Genomic DNA, 14952 nt, shown 5'->3' on the forward strand with positions numbered 1-14952 from the left:
CGAAAGATAGGACGTATCTGGCTGGCACCCTTCCCGGGAGCCACTCCGTGCGGCAACATGCACGCGTCGGTACCCAAGAGATCCGACCACTCGTGGTCGGGAATGGGAGGGAACCATGGCACGACGCACCCATGTGCTCAGCGCGCTCGCACTGGCGGCCGCCGCCGCGCTCATCCCCGTACAGGCCACGGCGCAGCAGCCGGCGCATCCCGCCGCCCCCTGCGGCGCACCCGTGAGACCCGCTTCGCAGATGACGATCGAGGCGTGCGACAGCCCCGGCCGGATCATCGAGAAGGCCGCGAACATCGTCCCCACGACGGGGCAGCTGGCCTGGCAGCAGCGGGAGGTGACCGCCTTCACGCACTTCGGGATGAACACCTTCACCGGCCGTGAATGGGGCTCCGGCACCGAGGACGAGAAGCTGTTCGCGCCCAAGAGCATCGACGCCGACCAGTGGATGCGCGCCTACAAGGCCGCCGGTATCAAGCAGGTCATGCTCACCGTCAAGCACCACGACGGCTTCGTCCTCTACCCGAGCCGCTACACCGACCACTCGGTCGCCCTCAGCCCCGGCAGCCCCGACGTCGTCGCCCTCTACGTGAAGGCCGCCCGCAAGGCGGGCCTGAAGGTCGGCCTCTACCTCTCGCCCTCGGACGGCGCCGAACTCCCGCACGCCTGGCACGCCGACTGGGTCGAGAAGATCCGCGCCAAGGAGGCCGCCGGCGAGACGCTGAGCCTGCCCGAGCGGATGGCCCTGGAGGACGGCGACCGCGCCCCCGCGGGCCAGGGCCGCTTCGGCAACGGCAGCGCCGTCACCGAGCGCACCATCCCCACCCTCGTACCCGGCGACGACCGCGCCGCCCGTGTGAAGAGCGGCAAGCTGCCCACCTTCAAGGTGAAGGCCGACGACTACGACGCGTACTACCTCAACCAGCTCTACGAGATCTTCACCCAGTACGGCCCGGTCGAGGAGCTCTGGCTGGACGGCGCCAACCCCTGGTCCGGATCCGGCATCACCCAGAAGTACGACGTCAAGCAGTGGTTCGACATGGTCAAGGCGCTCTCGCCGAACACCGTCGTCTTCCAGGGCCCGCAGGGCGTGCGCTGGGTCGGCAACGAGTCCGGCGTCGCCCGCGAGACCGAGTGGAGCGTCACCCCGCACGTCACCGACCCGTGGACGGGCCTCGGCAGCCTGCCCAACGACTCGACCGACCCCGACATCGGTTCCAGGAGCAGGCTCCTCGAACCGGGCATCAACTACCTCCAGTGGTACCCGGCAGAGGCCGACGTCTCCAACCGCCCCGGCTGGTTCTTCCACCCGGAGGAGAAGCCCAAGACCCCGGCGCAGCTGATGGACCTGTACGAGAAGAGCGTCGGCCGCAACGCCTCGCTGCTGCTCAACGTCCCGCCCGCGCCCGACGGCCGGATCGCGGACGAGGACGTCACCTCGCTGACCGCCTTCGGGGCCGATCTGCGCCGGGTCTACGGCACCGATGTGCGCAAGAAGGGGCCGGGCCCGTACACCTTCGACCGGGTCGCCGTCCGTGAGGACATCCGGCACGGACAGCGGGTGGAGAAGTTCGCCGTGGAGGCCCGGATCGACGGGAAGTGGCAGCGGATCGCGGACGGCACCACCATCGGCCACGAGCGCATCCTGCCGCTGCCCGGGGCCGTCACCGCGACGGCGGTGCGGGTCAAGGTCCTGGAAACCAGGGCGAAGCCGTACCTGGGAGCCACGACCCTGCACCTCACCACCGCGCCGGACAAGCCCTAACCGCGGTCGAGATACGCGAGTACGGCCAGAACGCGGCGGTTGTCGTCGTCGGAGGGCGGCAGGCCGAGCTTCCCGAAGATGTTCGAGGTGTGCTTGGCCACCGCCCGCTCCGTGATCACCATGTGGGCGGCGATCGCCGCGTTCGAACGGCCCTGTGCCATCTGCTCCATGACCTCCTTCTCGCGCGGCGTCAGCCCGCCCATCGGCTTGTCCTGCGAGCGCCGCGACAGCAGCTGCGAGATCACCTGCGGGTCCATCGCGGTGCCGCCCGCCGCGACCCGGCGGACCGCGTCGATGAACTGCTCGGCGTCGAAGACCCGGTCCTTGAGCAGGTAGCCGATGGCGCCGTTGCCGTCCGCCAGCAGCTCACGCGCGTACAACTGCTCGACGTGCTGGGAGAGCACCAGCACCGGCAGGCCCGGCCTGGCGCGCCGGGCCGCCAGCGCGCACTGGAGCCCCTCATCCGTGTGGGACGGCGGGAGCCGGACGTCGACGACAGCGACGTCCGGCTCCAACTCGGCCAGTGCCCGGGTGAGTTCGGGCCCCGTCTCGACGGCGGCCGCGATCTCGAAGTCGTACGCCTCCAGCATGCGCACCAGGCCGTCGCGCAGCAGGAAGAGATCTTCGGCTAGGACAACTCGCAAGGGATCTCCATGGTCACCATGGTGGGACCGCCCGCGGGGCTGCTGACGGCCATGATGCCGTCGAATGTACCGAGTCGGCGTTCGACTCCGCTCAGGCCCGAGCCCGATCCGGCGCTCGCACCGCCCTTTCCGTTGTCCGTGACGGAGATCCGCAGCATGTGGTCGTCATGGTGCAGGTCCACCCAGATCCGGTCCGCGCCCGAGTGCTTCGCGGCGTTCGTCAGGATCTCGCTGACCGCGAAGTACGCGGCCGACTCGACCGGCGCCTCCGCGCGGCCGTTCAGCTCCACCTCGACCTCGGTCCCGATCGGCATCCGCAGCGCCAGCGCCTTGACCGCGTCACCGAGCCCGCGCTCGGCCAGGACCGGCGGATGGATGCCCCGCACCAGATCGCGCAGCTCGGTGAGCGCCTCGGCGGACGACTCGCGGGCCATCGCCAGGAGCTTCTTCGCCTGCGCCGGGTCCTTCTCGACCAGCGCCTCGATGGTGCCCAGATTCATGCCCATGGCGACCAGCCGGGCCTGCGCGCCGTCGTGCAGATCGCGCTCGATGCGCCGCAGCTCGGAGGCGGCGGTGTCGACCGCCTCGTGCCGGGTCTCGGTCAGCCGGTCGACGCGCAGCGCGAGCTCCCGCTCATGGGTGGGGGCCAGCATCGAGCGGGCGATCGCGAAGTGCGCGTGCAGCAGCCGCTCGCTCAGCAGCACCCCGACCCCGAAGATCGCCACGCCGAGCCCGGCGGCGACGAGCGCGGTCGCCTGGCTGTCGACGGGCACGAACCCGTACCAGTACCGGTCGTCGGTGAAGACCCGCCACAGCCCCGCCGCCAGGACGAAACCCTCCACCGGGTAGATCATCAGCACCGCGGCCATGATCGACACCACATAGCCGGCCGTCATGTCGACCAGCAGCCACTGCATGTCCCGCCAGGTCGCCGGGTCCTTCAGTATCAGCGTGGTCCGCTCCACCTGCCCGGTGAACCCGCTGCGGACATCCTTCGGGAACGGCCGGTACGGGACCGGGATCCGCACGTCCGACCAGGTGACCGCCAGCAGCCGGCGCTGATTGGCGTGCTTGCGTACCGCTGTCATGACGTACGGGGTGGTCACCAGGCCGATGCCCAGCGGGATGAGCGTGATGGAGACCAGCGCGAGCACAAATAGCGTGACCGACCCCACGATCGACGCGAACGACAGCGCCAGCCCGCGCCCCGCGGCCAGCAACGCGGCCCTTGTCCGTCCGTGCGGCGTGTTCATATCGGTTCCTCTTCTCTCGCCGGCACTCGTGGCAGCCCCGGTCCGCACACAGTCTGACGCCTGGGACGGCCCGGCCGTCAGCCGCTCTGACACCCGGCGGGGGTGTACCCAGCACCACCCCCGGGGCCTCGCCCTATGTCGCGGGGGAGTGGGTGTTCCAGCGGCTGGGGCGGCGGGCCCCGGATTCCTAGATTCGAGGTGTCTCGACAACCGGTTCTTCCACCGGTCATTACGCCGGTTCTTCCACCGGCTTTTCCAACGACTCTTTCAGGGGGCGAACACGCCATGAGGCGCAATCTCGCGGCACGTATCGGTGTGTGGAGCGCACACCACCGAAAGACGGCCATTCTCGGCTGGCTGCTCTTCGTCGTGCTCGCCGCGGGCATCGGCGGTGCGTCGGGCATGGTCGAGATGACCAACGCGGAGAACGGTGCGGGCGACTCGGCGCGGGCCGAGCAGATCCTCTCCGACGCCGGCCTCGGCCACCGGGCGGGCGAGCTGGTCATGGTCTCCTCCGCGCGGCCGGACGGCTGGAGGACCGCGGCACGGGAGCTGACCACCGCGCTCGGGAAGACCGGTGAGGTGACCGGCCTCAAGGCTCCGGTCCCCGCCGAGAACGGCAAGGACGCGCTGATCACCTTCGAGATGAAGGGGGACGCCGCCACCGCATCCGACCGGGTGCAGCCCGTCCTGGACGCCGTCGAGGGGGTCCGGAAGGGGCAACCGGACGTCACGGTCCACCAGTTCGGCGACGCCAGCGCCGGGAAGTGGCTGGGCGATCTGCTCTCCGACGATTTCAAGAAGGCCGAGTTCACCGCCGTACCGCTGGCCCTGGGCATCCTGCTGGTCGCCTTCGGCGCCGTCGTCGCGGCGCTGCTGCCCGTCGGTCTCGCGCTGACCGCCTGCATGGCCGCCTTCGGCCTGCTGTCGCTCGCCAGCCACCAGCTGCACCTCTTCCAGACCACGTACTCCGTGATGTTCCTGATGGGCTTCGCCGTCGGCGTCGACTACTGCCTCTTCTACCTGCGGCGCGAGCGGGACGAGCGGGCGGCGGGGCGCGACGCCGAGACGGCGCTGCGGATCGCCGCGGCGACCAGCGGCCGGTCCGTCCTGGTCTCCGGGCTGACCGTCATGGTCGCGATGGCCGGCATGTTCCTGTCCGGACTGCTGCTGTTCAAGGGCTTCGCCGTCGCCACGATCATCGTGGTCTTCATCGCCATGATGGGCTCCGTGACGGTACTGCCCGCCCTGCTGTCCTGGCTGGGCGACCGGATCGACGCCGGACGCGTACCGCTGCTCAACCGGCGAAGCAAGCGGGGCGCGAAGAAGGAGAGCGGCCGGATCGCCGGAAAGCTGCTGCGGCCCGTGCTGTCCAGTCCGAAGTTCTTCGCGGCCGCCTCTGTCGTCGTGCTCCTCGTCCTCGCCGCGCCCGCCCTCGGCATGAAGACCGAGTCGCTCGGCCTGGAGAAGCAGTTCGGCTCGCAATCCGAACTGGCCGTCGCCTACCGCCACATCAGCGAGACCTTCCCCGGCGGCCCCGCCCCGGCCCAGGTGGTCGTCGAGGCCGACGACATCGAGGCCCCCGCCGTGCGCGAGGCACTCGACGGCTTCGACAAGGTGACCGTCCACCGGGAGCGGAACGTCGCGGAGTTCGAGGTCCCGCTGGAGCGCGGGAAGGCCGATCTGACCGAGCTGCGCGAGCACCGGCTGCCCGCCGCCTTCGACGGGACGGGCGCCCGCGCCTACGTGACCGGTGAGACCGCCGGGTCCGTGGACTTCACGGCCCAGCTCAAGAGCGGCATCGCGCCCGTTTTCCTCTTCATCGCCGCGGTGACGTTCCTGGTGATGCTGTTCTGCTTCCGCAGCTACGTCATCGCCGTGACCGCGATCCTGCTCAACCTGCTCTCGGTGGCCGCCGCCTACGGAGTGATGGTCGCCGTCTTCCAGCACGGCTGGGGCGCCTCGCTGATCGGCTCCGAGGGCGTCGGCGCGATCGAGTCCTGGATGCCGCTGTTCGTGCTCGTCGTCCTGTTCGGGCTCTCGATGGACTACCACGTCTTCGTGGTCTCCCGGATCCGCGAGGCCCACGGCCGGGGCCTCGCCACCCCGGCCGCGATCGACGAGGGCATCCGCCGGACGGCGGGCGCGGTGACCGGCGCGGCCGTGATCATGGTGGCGGTGTTCGCGGTCTTCGGGACGCTGTCCATGCAGGACATGCAGCAGATGGGCGTCGGCCTGGCCGTCGCCGTGCTGCTGGACGCGACGATCGTCCGGATGGTGCTGCTGCCCTCCGTGATGGCGCTGCTCGGTGAGCGGAACTGGCGGACCCCGCGCGGACTGTCCCGGCTGCCCGCCCTGGACCACAGCGAGCCGGAGCCCGGCCCGGCGGCGGACCCGGTGGGCGCGGTCCGGCACGGCTGACCCCGGCAGAGCAGAGGACGTACGGGTGGGCCCCGGTTCCGGTACGTACCGGAACCGGGGCCCACCCGTACGTGACGCGAAAGGCCCTGGGTCAGGGCGTGTACTTGTACCCGACGCGCCGCACCGTCTGGATCGACCGGCGGTGCTCGGCGCCCAGCTTGCGGCGCAGCCGGGCGACATGGACGTCGACGGTGCGCCCGTCGCCCACGTGCCCGTAGCCCCAGACCGTGGTGACCAGCTGGTCGCGGGTGTGCACCCGGTTCGGGTGCGCCACCAGATGGGAGAGGAGCTCGAATTCCAGGTAGGTGAGGTCGAGCTTGTCGCCGTTCACCGAGGCGGTGCGCTGCACGGGGTCGATGCGCACGGGGCCCGCGCCCGGTTCCTCCAGTACCTCCGGCACCACGTACTGCCCGGCCCGGACCGCCGCGGCGGGCGGCTGCTGGTCGGCCGGGACGAGCACCAGATAGCCGACCATCGGAGGCCGGCCCGGCAGCGCCGGCAGGGTGTGCTGGGGTGCGGGCAGCCAGGTCGTGCCCGGCGCCAGGAACGCGGCCACATCGGCCTGCTCGAAGACCTCGTCCGGCGCGACGGCCCGCAGCCGGTGCCGGTTGGGGGAGGGGGGACGGGAGGCGGTGGCCGCGGCGGCCGCCGACTGGGCCGCGGTGGCGGCGGAAACGGCGGAGACGGTACGAGTGTTCGCCATGGGGTCAGCTCTTTCGCGCGAGGAGTCGTCTGTGGACGGACTTGCTGCGTGCGCGCGGACCGAAGACCGGGGTGAGCGGCTTTAGGGGGCCAGCGCGTTCAACGCGCGGCAACACACCCGGTCGAAGTCGTGATGCTGACGGGAAGGCCAGAACGGCTCCAGGTCGCTGCGACCTGTCGAGGTGTGCTGGATGCTGGCCATGTCCCCATTGAACCAGAGGAAACGGTCCCGCAGCAGACTTATCCCAGCCGTCGGTACGGACCCCTGGTGTTGAATCGCTCACCCCGGACGTACGACGAGGCGCCCACCGGCCGTGCGGTGGGCGCCTCTTGGCGCGCGGGCGTGTGCGGGGCGGGATCAGACCTGGGCGGCCTTCTCCAGCGCGGTGCAGCAGGTGTCGACGATCAGTCGCGTGACGACGTACGGGTCGACGTTGGCGTTGGGACGGCGGTCCTCGATGTAGCCCTTGCGGTCCTGCTCGACCTGCCACGGGATGCGGACGGAGGCGCCGCGGTTGGAGACGCCGTAGCTGTACTCGTTCCACGGGGCGGTCTCGTGCAGACCGGTCAGCCGGTCGTCGATGCCCGCGCCGTAGTGCTTGACGTGGTCCATCGGCTTCGAGCCCTCGCCCAGCGACTCGCACGCGGTGATGATCGCGTCGTAACCCTCGCGCATCGCCCTGGTGGAGAAGTTGGTGTGCGCCCCCGCGCCGTTCCAGTCGCCCTTGACCGGCTTCGGGTCCAGGGTCGCGGAGACGTTGAAGTCCTCCGCGGTGCGGTACAGCAGCCAGCGCGCGATCCACAGGTGGTCGGAGACCTCCAGCGGGGAGACCGGTCCGACCTGGAACTCCCACTGACCGGGCATCACCTCGGCGTTGATGCCGGAGATGGCCAGCCCCGCCTTCAGGCAGTTGTCGAGGTGCTTCTCGACGATCTCGCGGCCGAAGATCTCGTCCGAGCCGACGCCGCAGTAGTAGCCGCCCTGCGCGGCCGGGAAGCCGCCCTCGGGGAAGCCGAGCGGCCGGTGGCCGTCGAAGAACGTGTACTCCTGCTCGATGCCGAAGACCGGCTCCTGGCCCGCGAACTGCTCGGCGACCGGGCGCAGCGAGGCCCGCGTGTTGGACTCGTGCGGGGTCATGTCGATGTGGAAGACCTCGCACAGGACCAGGACGTCGTCGCCGCCGCGGATCGGGTCGGGGCAGGTGAAGACCGGCTTCAGCACCCGGTCGGAGGCGTGGCCCTCGGCCTGGTTGGTGCTCGATCCGTCGAAGCCCCAGATGGGCAGCCCGGCCGCGTCGGACGACGGGGAGCCGGGCATGATCTTCGTCTTGGAACGGAGCTTGGCGGTCGGCTCGGTGCCGTCGATCCAGATGTACTCAGCCTTGAACGTCACGGAAGCCATCCTTTGGGGGTGCTGCGGTCTATGCAGCGCAGCTTCGCAAGAGGCGATTTCCCGTCCGTTGCTCTCGTGTGAACCCCGTGTTACCTCAGGGATTACGGGACAGCCCTGAGGTTTCCCGCGCGGGACGGGCGTGTTGTACGGGCCTCAGCCGCGGGCCCGCAGCAGCGTCCCGAAGCCCGCGGCCCGGATCCGCCGGATCAGTTCCTCCTCGGTGGCGCCCAGCGACGCGGCGGCGCGCGGGAGCCGCCAGTCGGCGGCGTCGAGCGTCCGCAGCAGATGGCCGCGCCGGATCTGCGCCTCCGACAGCCGGAACGTCTTGAGGTAGGCGACCCGCCCCTTGTGGTCGGTGACTGTCTCCCCGATGTGCTGCCCGGTCCCGTTCCGCAGGAACGGCGGCAGGAACCGCCACAGCGTGAACGAGCCCATCCGGTACACCCGGTCGAAGCTGTACGAGGAGTCCAGCAGTTCCCGGGCGAACAGCGTGTCGTGCGCCTCGCTCCACTCCCGCTCCTGCTCCAGCGCGGCCGCCCGCAGCCCGGCGAGCGTGCCGAGGCCCGGCCCGTCCGCGATCCGCGCCCCGAAGGCGGCCACCGGGGCGCCGTACATCGCGTACTGGTGGACCAGTTCCCCGTACAGGTCCCGGACGAGCGACGCGTGCAGCAGGCGGTAGTCCTCGGGGTGCGGCACGACGAACGCGGCGGCAAGCGCGTCGGCCGCGTACACCATCACCCCGCACTGGCCGGGGTGGATCTCGAACACCCGCAGCGCGTCGCCGAGCCCGCGCACCGACCACCCCAGGTACGCGTCCTCGCCGCGCGGCGAGAGACCGTCGCGCAGCGCCTGCCGCGACCACTCCTCCCAGGCGGTCGACGGCCCGCCGAAGTGCAGCGAGAGATAGCCCTCCAGCGCGAGGTGGAGCGGCAGGAAGCGCAGCCGGTCGCCGGGCCGCCGCTTGGCCATCCGGTGGTGCGGGTGCCGAGGCAGCCGCAGGGTGCGGGGCGGGGTGCTCCCCGCACCGCCACCGGCGGCCAGCTGGGTGCCGTACGCGGCCGCCCCCGTCCCCTCGCCCGACCAGTCGGCCACGAAGCCGTGCGGGATGTACGCGGTGTAGTGGGTGCGCGGCCCCACCTCCACGACACCGGCCCCGCTCCCCGTGTACACCTCGCGGTGCAGCCGGAGCCCCTCGACGGGGTTCCCGCGCACCAGCGGCACCAGCCGGATGCCGCCCCAGACCTGCGAGGGGCGGGCGGTGAGCCCGGTCAGTTCGAGCCTGTTCACAGTGGATCCCCCTCCTGGCCGGCCGTCACGAACCGGGCGACCTGCCGGTCCAGGTACGCGTGCAGTGCGGCGGGCCCGGTCCGGCCCTCGGAGAACTGTGCGATCTCCACCAGGGCGGGCAGGTCCTCCGCGTCCCGGATACCGGCCGTCGGCACACTCGGGGCGAGCCGCCGGACGTCGAAACCGGCCGCGTCGTATACAGGGTTCACATGAACCACCGAGGTGCGCCGGTCCGGGTCGATCCTGGTCCGCCACACCCGCAGCACCTCGCCCGCGAGTCCGGCGGGCGCGTTGTCCCAGCCGTCCGAGACGATGACCAGCCGGTCGGGGCCGCACTCCAGGGCGTCCAGGATCCGGCTGCCGAGCGGCGTCGGGCCCCGGGGCACGACCAGCAACGGATCGGCCGCCCCGGTGGTCCACAGCGGGGTGTACGCCCCCGGCGCGGCCAGCTCCTCCAGCAGAAAGGCGCAGGCCAGCGCCACGGCGAGCGGCCGACGCCGCTTCTCGCCCGAACCGGACGACGAGTAGCTGTCATCCAGCACGGCGGCGACCCGCCCCCAGCTCCCGGCGTGCGGACCCGCCGCTCGACGGGCCGCGGCGCGCAGGGCCGAGGTCAGCACCTCGCGGTGGCGCCCGCGCAGCTCGGGGCGGAACGACAGGACGTACAGGGCGAGCCGGGTCAGCGGCATCACCGTCAGATCGACGTCCGTCGGCAGTTCCGGCGCGGCGGCCGTACCGCGCTGCCCCAGGGTGCGAAGCCGCTCCAGCCGGGTCATCCGGGGCACCATCCGCTCCAGGAACGCCTCCCGCTTCATGCCGTGCCGGGCGGCGAAGCCCTCGGCGACGGTGAAGGGGAGTTCACCGACGGCGCCCTGCTCGTAATGGGCACGGCGCCAGGCGTCGAGCAACTGGTTGCGGTAGCGGGGCAGTCTGCCGGGCCGGAAGAGGAAGTCCCCCAGCTCACCGCCGCTGCCGCTTCCGCGTTCGTGATCGCGTTCGCCGAGAGGGAGGTGCGCGTGGCGGGCGGCGTTCTTCAGCCCCGCGCGGTACTTCACCGCGTCGTGCGCCGGATCGGGCCGCGCGGCCACCCAGTCACGCATGATCGCGCGGGTGCGCCGGTTGTTGACCCCGGCCGCGCGCAGCTCCCGGAACAGCCGGTACACCCGCTGCGGAGGCAGCTTCGCCAGCCGGGCGGCGATCAGCCGGCCCTCGGTGCGCTTCTCCTGGACGGTGGCCTCACCGGCGTACTCCAGCAGCCCCCGCACGATGCGCGCCGCGTTGTGGTCGTTGATGTCGAGGGCGAGCGAGGCGGCGTACACCCGGCGGTAGTTGACCCGTACGTACTCGTGCAGGAAGTCGAGGGAGAGCTGCTGCCGGTACGCCCCCGAGTGGAACTCGCGCTGCCCGGTCGCGGTGACCGCCGCGTTGACGAAGAGGAGCACGTCCTCGGCGGCGACCAGGTCGGCAAGGGTCTCGGTCGTCATGATGCATCCCCCGTGGTGCCCGCGAGACGGTACGCGCAAGCGGAAGCCGGCCGGGGAATGGGGGCGCGAACAGCGAAATATTTGCTTTACAGGCAAGTCCCGGAAGTCGCACCGGAGTCCCGCGGCCGGCCGGCTCAACGTAACCGCCCGGCCGCGCGCCCCGCCACCGGATTCCGCGCGCCCCGCCAGCCGGTTCCGTGCGCCCGCCACACCCGGATTCTTCGAGGCGCCGTCCGTACCGGGCACACTTGTGCCATGACGACATCCGTGAAACCCCTGCGTATCGGCCTGGTCGGTACCGGCCCCTGGGCCGGCAACGCCCACGCCCCCGCCATCGCCGCGCACCCAGGCGCCGTGCTGAGCGGGGTGTGGGGCCGCCGGGCCGAGGCCGCGCGGGAGCTGGCCGGGGCCCATGGCGCCCCGGCTTACACCGGTGACGCGGGGCTCGACGAGCTGTTCGCCGCGAGCGACGCCATCGCGTTCGCCCTGCCGCCGGACGTCCAGGCGCCGCTGGCCGCCCGCGCCGCGGCGGCCGGCTGCCATCTGCTGATGGACAAGCCGGTGGCGACGAGCGTCGCGGCCGCCCGCGAGGTGGCGGAGGCGGCGGAGCGGGCCCGGGTCGCCTCGGTCGTCTTCTGCACGCTGCGGTTCGCCCCGGAGACCGCGGCCTGGATCGCGGAACAGCACGCGGCGGGCGGCTGGTTCACCGCGCACGCCCACTGGATCGGCGCCCTGTGGGCGCCCGGCGTCGACAGCGAGTACGCCGCGTCCCCCTGGCGCCACGAGAAGGGCGGCCTCTGGGACGTCGGCCCGCACGCGCTCTCCGTCCTCATCCCGGTGCTGGGCGACGTGACCCGGCTGACCGCCGCCCGCGGCCCCGCCGACACCCACCACCTCATCCTCCGCCACGCCTCCGGGGCCTCCAGCACGGTGACGCTCACCCTGGCCGCCCCGCAGGCGGCGACCGGGGTCGAGGTGGAGCTCAGGGGCGAACACGGCATCGTCGGGCTGCCCCGGTGGGACGGTGCGGTGGGCGCCTTCGGGGCGGCGGTGGACGCGCTGATCGAATCGGTGCGTACGGGAGTGGCGCACCCCTGCGACGTACGGTTCGGGCTCCGGCTGACGGAACTGCTCGCGGAGGCCGAGGCACAGGCGGGGTCCGCGGAGTAGCCGGGGACCGGCGTCGGGTCAGGGCCGCGGGGGTGCGCCGGCCGGTCCGGCGCCGGGGCCCTTCCCCGGCGCCGCGTCGCCCGGTCCCCGCGACAGCGCGGCGCGGAAGCCGTCCAGGAAGCGCCGGACGGCGGCCACCTCGGTGTCGTCGAAGCCGCGCAGCAGCTCGACGGCGCTCCCGATCGCCGGTCCGAACGCCGCCCACCCCAGCTCCACCGCCTGCGGCGTCACACTCAGCAGCACCCGGCGCCGGTCGCGCGCGTCACGGGACCGGGTGAGGTGGCCGAGCCGCTCCAGCCGGTCGATGAGCGAGGTGGTGCCCGCCGAATTCAGCCCGAGCTCCGCGCCGAGCCCGCCCGCCGTCACATCGGTCCCGTTCCGTCCGGCGTCGAGCAGACAGACCAGGGCCCGCACATCGGTCGGATGCATCCCGTTCCGGGCCGCGAACTCGGCCTGCCGCAGCCCGAATTCGGCCGTGACCCGGCGCAGCAGATGGACGATCTCCATTTCACGTCCCCGGTCGCTCATCACCGCTCCTCGTCTATTATCTCGCTCAGCGAGATAATATCCAGGTGTACGGAGTCCAGGGAGCACCCCATGACATCCACCCGGCAGCCCGCGACCGGTGACGCGGCCTTCCTCGCGGCGTACGACGAGGTCATCACGGCCAAGTGGCCCGCCGGAACGGCGCGGAGCGACATCCCCACCCCGTACGGCACCACCCGCCTCAACAGCCACGGCCCCGAGGACGCACCGCCCCTGATCCTGCTGCCCGGCGGCGGCGCGACCTCCACGGTCTGGTACGCCCAGGCCGCAGAGCTGGGCCGCACGCACCGGGTACACGCCGTGGACCTCGTGGGCGAGCCCGGCCGCAGCACGCCGGGGGAGCGCCCCATCCGTACCGTGGACGATCTGAACGCCTGGCTCGACGCGGTACTGGACGGCCTGGGCGCTGAACCCACCGCGCTGTGCGGCCACTCGTACGGCGGCTGGATAGCCCTCCGGTACGCCCTGCACGCGCCCCGCCGGGTCGGCGGGCTGGTCCTCGTCGACCCCACCGGCTGCTTCACCGGCTTCCGCCCCGGCTATCTGCTGCACGCGCTCCCGATGCTGCTGCGCCCGAACCCCGTACGGACGCGCGCCTTCCTGGACTGGGAGACGGGCGGGGCCGCGCTCGACCCGGTCTGGCTGCGGCTGCGCGAGGCGGCGGCCGGATTCCCCTCGGCCCGCCCGGTCACCGGCCCCCGCCCGTCCCCCGAGGCCCTGCGCGCGCTCGACGTACCGGCCCTGGTGCTGCTCGCCGGACAGGGCCGGGCCCATGACGCGGACCGGGTGGCGGCCACCGCGAACAGGCTGCTGCCGCACGCGGAAACGGCCGTCCTGCCCGGCGTCTCCCACCACGCCCTGCCGCTCCACGGGCCGACGGCGGCCGAACTGAACCGCAGAATGGCCCAGTTCCTCGACCAGGCGCGGTAGAGGTCCGCGGCCCCCGGCTCAGCGCCCCATCGCGTCCCGTACCGCCTCGTCGGTGCGCGCGACCACGGCGGTGCCGTCCTCGGCGGTGATGATCGGCCGCTGGATCAGCTTCGGGTGCTCGGCGAGCGCCGTGATCCATCGCTCCCGAGCGGCGGCATCGCGCGGCCACTCCTTGAGCCCCAGCTCCTTCGCGTCCGCCTCCTGGGTCCGCGTGATGTCCCACGGCTCCAGCCCGAGCCGGCCGAGGACGGCCCGGATCTCGTCCGGCGACGGCACGTCCTCCAGGTAGCGGCGGACCGTGTAGTCGGCGCCCTCCGCGTCGAGCAGCTGCACCGCGCCGCGGCATTTGGAACAGGCGGGATTGATCCAGATCTCCATGGGGCCAACGGTACGGGATGGACCCGCGAAAGCCCCTCTGGCCAGGGGCGATTGTCAGTGCCGGGCAGTAAAATGGAGGGAGTTCGTGAGGGTTCCACCACCGTGCCAGGAGGTTGCCAATGGCCGTTGCCGCAGTCACGACCAAGCCGCTCCACAAGCCCCTGCAGAAGAAGCGCCTGCCCGCCGGACGCCCCCGTGAGTGGTACGTCGCCCACAACCGGCGGCTGAAGGCGATGCGCCTGGCGATAGTCCTGCTCGACAGCGGAGTTCACCAGCCGTCGAGCGCGAGCAACGCCCGGATACGCACGGCCGCGGAGCGCCTCGGTATCCACCCGCCGTCCGACACCACCTGCCGCATGGTCCGCGCGCTCATCCGCTACGGCCGCTGACCGGGGGCCACCGGTCCGGTCCGCCGCGCCCCCGGGAGATCCCGGGGGCGCGGCCGCGTCTCAGTACCCGTCGCAGGTGGCGGTGGCGAAGGCGCCGGAGGCCCGGTCGGTCCGCCGGGTGATGTCGTCCACCTTCACGGAGCACGCGACGTCGCCGCCGGACCTCCCGAGGCTGACGACGAACGAGCCGCTGTTCATGAACCCCCTGGTCTCCAGCTCCCCGGCCCAGGGCAGCGTCCGCAGGGTGAGCCGCCCGGTGGAGAGGGCCTCGCCCTGCCAGGTGCTGTAGGTGAGCGTCACGTCCTTGGCGGTGCCGGTGACCTCGTACCTGATCCGCAGCCGCTCCGAGCTCTGCTCGGCCAGCCCGTGGGCCAGCACCGCGGAGACCGCGCCCGCGGCCAGTGCCAGGAGTACGACGGCCATCAGCAGCACCCACGGCCAGAGCCGCCGCCGAGGGGGCCGCGACCCGTCCGGCCCGTCCGGCCCGTCATCGGTCACCTGCTCGCTCATGCGCCCACCCTCCCCGCTCCGGCCCCGCCCCGCGACCCCGCCGCCCCCCTCACCCGTCCGGCCCACAGCGC

The 14952-nt window shown here is 72.1% G+C and carries 14 protein-coding genes; 5 read left to right on the plus strand and 9 right to left on the minus strand.

Annotation, left to right across the window (positions count from 1 at the left end):
* The first annotated feature begins 115 nt into the window (after positions 1–115).
* Positions 116–1774, plus strand: coding sequence for an alpha-L-fucosidase (locus ACFVQ0_RS21275; RefSeq protein WP_390090198.1), 1659 nt, complete (start codon positions 116–118; stop codon positions 1772–1774).
* Here ACFVQ0_RS21275 and ACFVQ0_RS21280 read toward each other — a convergent pair.
* Both ACFVQ0_RS21280 and ACFVQ0_RS21285 read right to left on the minus strand, forming a co-directional pair.
* A complete protein-coding gene (locus ACFVQ0_RS21280; RefSeq protein ID WP_371773638.1) occupies positions 1771–2418 on the minus strand; it encodes a LuxR C-terminal-related transcriptional regulator in 648 nt (215 codons plus the stop codon). The genes ACFVQ0_RS21275 and ACFVQ0_RS21280 overlap by 4 nt on opposite strands.
* The gene (locus ACFVQ0_RS21285; protein WP_390090200.1) at positions 2403–3671 is read right to left on the minus strand and encodes a sensor histidine kinase; all 1269 of its coding nucleotides are present in this window, start codon (positions 3669–3671) and stop codon (positions 2403–2405) included. The genes ACFVQ0_RS21280 and ACFVQ0_RS21285 overlap by 16 nt, the downstream gene beginning before the upstream one ends.
* Before the next feature lie 285 nt (positions 3672–3956).
* Between ACFVQ0_RS21285 and ACFVQ0_RS21290 the strand changes: the two genes are divergently transcribed.
* Positions 3957–6092 (plus strand): MMPL family transporter, encoded by a 2136-nt coding sequence (locus ACFVQ0_RS21290; protein WP_390090202.1) that lies wholly within the window; start codon positions 3957–3959, stop codon positions 6090–6092.
* A gap of 91 nt (positions 6093–6183) precedes the next feature.
* On the opposite strand, the gene ACFVQ0_RS21295 is transcribed toward ACFVQ0_RS21290, so the two are convergent.
* The 4 genes from ACFVQ0_RS21295 to ACFVQ0_RS21310 form a co-directional block, all read right to left on the minus strand.
* Positions 6184–6795 carry a winged helix-turn-helix domain-containing protein gene (locus ACFVQ0_RS21295; RefSeq protein WP_390090204.1) on the minus strand — a complete coding sequence of 204 codons (612 nt, stop codon included), beginning with the start codon at positions 6793–6795 and terminating at the stop codon, positions 6184–6186.
* Between the two features lie 357 nt (positions 6796–7152).
* A complete protein-coding gene (gene glnII, locus ACFVQ0_RS21300; protein ID WP_390090206.1) occupies positions 7153–8187 on the minus strand; it encodes a glutamine synthetase in 1035 nt (344 codons plus the stop codon).
* Between the two features lie 153 nt (positions 8188–8340).
* Positions 8341–9474, minus strand: a complete 1134-nt coding sequence (locus ACFVQ0_RS21305; RefSeq protein WP_390090208.1) for a hypothetical protein — start codon at positions 9472–9474, stop codon at positions 8341–8343.
* The gene (locus tag ACFVQ0_RS21310; RefSeq protein ID WP_390090747.1) at positions 9471–11147 is read right to left on the minus strand and encodes a hypothetical protein; all 1677 of its coding nucleotides are present in this window, start codon (positions 11145–11147) and stop codon (positions 9471–9473) included. The genes ACFVQ0_RS21305 and ACFVQ0_RS21310 overlap by 4 nt, the downstream gene beginning before the upstream one ends.
* 66 nt (positions 11148–11213) lie before the next feature.
* Here ACFVQ0_RS21310 and ACFVQ0_RS21315 point away from each other — a divergent pair, with 66 nt between their 5' ends.
* Complete coding sequence (locus ACFVQ0_RS21315) at positions 11214–12128, plus strand: Gfo/Idh/MocA family protein (protein ID WP_390090210.1); 915 nt, start codon at positions 11214–11216, stop codon at positions 12126–12128.
* Between the two features lie 18 nt (positions 12129–12146).
* Here ACFVQ0_RS21315 and ACFVQ0_RS21320 read toward each other — a convergent pair whose 3' ends face one another.
* Positions 12147–12656 (minus strand): MarR family winged helix-turn-helix transcriptional regulator, encoded by a 510-nt coding sequence (locus ACFVQ0_RS21320; RefSeq protein WP_390090212.1) that lies wholly within the window; start codon positions 12654–12656, stop codon positions 12147–12149.
* Between the two features lie 69 nt (positions 12657–12725).
* On the opposite strand from ACFVQ0_RS21320, the gene ACFVQ0_RS21325 reads away from it, so the two are divergent.
* Positions 12726–13604, plus strand: coding sequence for an alpha/beta fold hydrolase (locus ACFVQ0_RS21325; RefSeq protein ID WP_390090214.1), 879 nt, complete (start codon positions 12726–12728; stop codon positions 13602–13604).
* An 18-nt stretch (positions 13605–13622) separates the two neighbouring features.
* Here ACFVQ0_RS21325 and ACFVQ0_RS21330 read toward each other — a convergent pair whose 3' ends face one another.
* The gene (locus tag ACFVQ0_RS21330; RefSeq protein ID WP_390090216.1) at positions 13623–13982 is read right to left on the minus strand and encodes an arsenate reductase family protein; all 360 of its coding nucleotides are present in this window, start codon (positions 13980–13982) and stop codon (positions 13623–13625) included.
* A 119-nt stretch (positions 13983–14101) separates the two neighbouring features.
* Here ACFVQ0_RS21330 and ACFVQ0_RS21335 point away from each other — a divergent pair, with 119 nt between their 5' ends.
* Positions 14102–14371 carry a hypothetical protein gene (locus ACFVQ0_RS21335; protein WP_390090218.1) on the plus strand — a complete coding sequence of 90 codons (270 nt, stop codon included), beginning with the start codon at positions 14102–14104 and terminating at the stop codon, positions 14369–14371.
* Positions 14372–14431: 60 nt separating this feature from the next.
* Here ACFVQ0_RS21335 and ACFVQ0_RS21340 read toward each other — a convergent pair whose 3' ends face one another.
* Positions 14432–14881, minus strand: coding sequence for a hypothetical protein (locus ACFVQ0_RS21340; RefSeq protein ID WP_390090220.1), 450 nt, complete (start codon positions 14879–14881; stop codon positions 14432–14434).
* Positions 14882–14952 lie beyond the last annotated feature (71 nt).

The sequence above is a fragment of the Streptomyces sp. NPDC057900 genome (assembly GCF_042887885.1).
Taxonomy (GTDB): Bacteria; Actinomycetota; Actinomycetes; order Streptomycetales; family Streptomycetaceae; genus Streptomyces.